We start from the raw sequence: 2,449 nt of genomic DNA, 5'->3' as shown, positions 1-2,449 counted from the left end.
GGAAATTCAGATATAAAAACGGCTGAATAAGTACCAAAACCTATTCAGCCATGGAAAAGTAATAGAAAAATTACACCTATAGATAAGAAAGAATTGGCGATAACTTATGCGGATGATAGACCTTAGACTAGGAAATATGTAAGCATTCAGCCATCAGCTATCAGCTATTGCTTTTTGTCCAAAGTCCAATCTAGAATAAAAGCTTTATTAATTCTCTTACTAAAAAAGTTGGCTCCCTTGCCCTTAGAGCTGATTTATAAAGTAAAGATTAGGAGGCTGAATTTCTTACAGGAAAAAGGTTTTGCCGATTTTGGGTCAGTAAACCAGAAATTCCTGAGACCTAGATAGCATAAGAGTTTTCCTGCGGAATGCTGCGCAAACAGCTCAGTTTATAAATCAGCTCTTAAAGTCAGTTGTTAATTTAAACACTGTCTTTAAGGAGAGAGTCTTGTTGCTGATAACGCAGTTCCTATCCAGGAGACTAGCTGACAGCTAATAGCTGAATGCTTACGGAAATATTTTTTCGACTATTCCCTATTCCCTGCTATTGTAATTGAGGTAAAGCCTTTCTTGCCCTTTCTGCACGAGCATCTGCCGAGTCCATCACTTCATCAATTTTTTCCAACATTTCCCCTGGATAATTTTCTAGCACCTTAGTAGAAAGAGAAATTCGCTTTCGACCTTCATCTAAATCGACAATCATCGCTCTAACCAAAGTACCCTGGGCAAAAACTGTTGATAAAGAATCAACCCGTTTTTGACTAACTTGAGTAATATGCAGCAAACCAGTTAAACCCTCTAAATCTACAAAAACCCCAAAAGGTTTAACTCCAGCAACATTTCCTTCAACCAACTGACCAACAACTAACTTACTAAAACCAGCAGATTGAGCAGCCAAACGCTGAGACATCACAATTTTCTTCTTTTCTTGGTCTAATTCCAAAAAATTGACTGTCAATACTTGGTCAATCAATGACTCCAAATTATCCTTTGCCAGAAGATGGGAGCGCGGAATAAAACCTCGCAAAGATTGCACATCAGCCGTCACCCCACCCTTATTAGTACCAATTACTCGAACTTGGAAAGACTGACCACCTTCTTGTAATTCAATCAAATTCTCCCAAATTTGATTAATTTCTAGCTGCTTGATAGAAAGAAGCACTTCTCCTTCTGCATTTTGCTCGCGGATAATTAAAAAGTCCCGTTCTAGCTGTAATGGTAGTGCTTCCGATAAATCTTGTGTTACTCCCAAGAAAGCTTCTTGAATGGGTAAAAGAGCTAAAGACTTACCTCCTATATCAATATATACACCTTCAGATTCATAACTATATACTTTTCCAGTGACTATTTGTCCTTTTTGAAATTCATAATTATATTGAGGTTGTTCGAGAGCTTTAGCAAAATCGTCCATAGAAAAGGACTGTTTACTTTCTTGAGAGCTAGTTGATTCGGGATTCATCATAAACTTTCGGTAAGTGGCAAACCAGCTTTTTAACGGCTGGATGGAAATGATGCGACGGGTTTAAACCCGTAGTCACGCATATTGCAAATTTTGAATATTTTCGCTATAGTATGCATTATACAGCGAAAGTCCAGTTATGTATCTTACCCAAAAGAACAAAATCAGAAACCTGTCTAGCCAAGAGTTTAAAGCTTTAAAGCAATTGTGCAGATTGACCAAGAATATGTACAACGTAGGACTTTACTCTGTGCGACAGTTTTTTTTTGCTGAGGGCGGATATCTTAGATACGAGTCAAATTATCATAACTGTAAAGATAACGAAAATTACCAGCTACTTCAAACCGACATTGCACAGCAAACTTTAAAAGTTGTAGATAGGTCTTTTAAATCGTTTTTCAACTTAATCCAAAAAACTCAGGAAAGTCTATACCGTTGGGAACAAATACGAATACCTAGATATCTCAAAAAAGAAGGGTATTTTCCTTTAATAATACCTCGAATTAAGGTGAGAAATGGGTATTTTAATATCCCAATGTCAAGAAAATTCAAGACTGAATATGGTGCTGTTAAAATTCCATTTCCTGAAAGATTAGTAGGTAAAAATCTGAAGGAAGTTAGAATAATTCCTAGATATAATGCTAGGTTTTTTGAGATAGAGTTTATTACAGAAAAGGAACCACAACCAAAAGTAAAATCTGACAATGTATTAGCAATAGACCTGGGGTTAGATAATCTAGCAACTTGTGTATCAAACATTGGGTCATCGTTTATTTTAAACGGTAGAAAACTGAAGTCAATTAACCAGTGGTACAACAAGGAAAATTCTAGATTGCAGTCTATAAAAGATAGACAAGGCATTAAAGGTTTAACTAAAAAACAAATTAGCATTACAGTAAATCGGAACAATAAAATTAGAGATTACCTGAATAAAGCAGCTAGATATTTAATTAACTGGTGTAGAGAAAACAAAATATCTACTATTGTTGT

At 35.8% G+C, this 2,449-nt stretch carries 2 protein-coding genes; one reads left to right on the top strand and one right to left on the bottom strand.

Annotated elements, in window-relative coordinates; translation table 11 throughout:
- Positions 1 to 544: 544 nt before the first annotated feature.
- Positions 545 to 1,459, bottom strand: a complete 915-nt coding sequence (locus AC3DU7_RS31155; RefSeq protein ID WP_488043107.1) for a S1 RNA-binding domain-containing protein — start codon at positions 1,457 to 1,459, stop codon at positions 545 to 547.
- A gap of 139 nt (positions 1,460 to 1,598) precedes the next feature.
- Here AC3DU7_RS31155 and AC3DU7_RS31150 point away from each other — a divergent pair.
- A partial coding sequence (locus AC3DU7_RS31150; RefSeq protein ID WP_488043106.1) for an RNA-guided endonuclease InsQ/TnpB family protein occupies positions 1,599 to 2,449 on the top strand: 851 nt, incomplete at its 3' end.

The organism is Okeania sp., assembly GCF_983059655.1.
Note: the sequence above shows the minus strand (reverse complement) of the source record. Positions and strands in the feature narration are given on the sequence as shown.

Coding starts and splice junctions, on each gene's coding strand:
- AC3DU7_RS31155 (WP_488043107.1), bottom strand. CDS start 1,459: ATGAATCCCGAATCAACTAGCTCTCAAGAAAGTAAACAGTCCTTTTCT.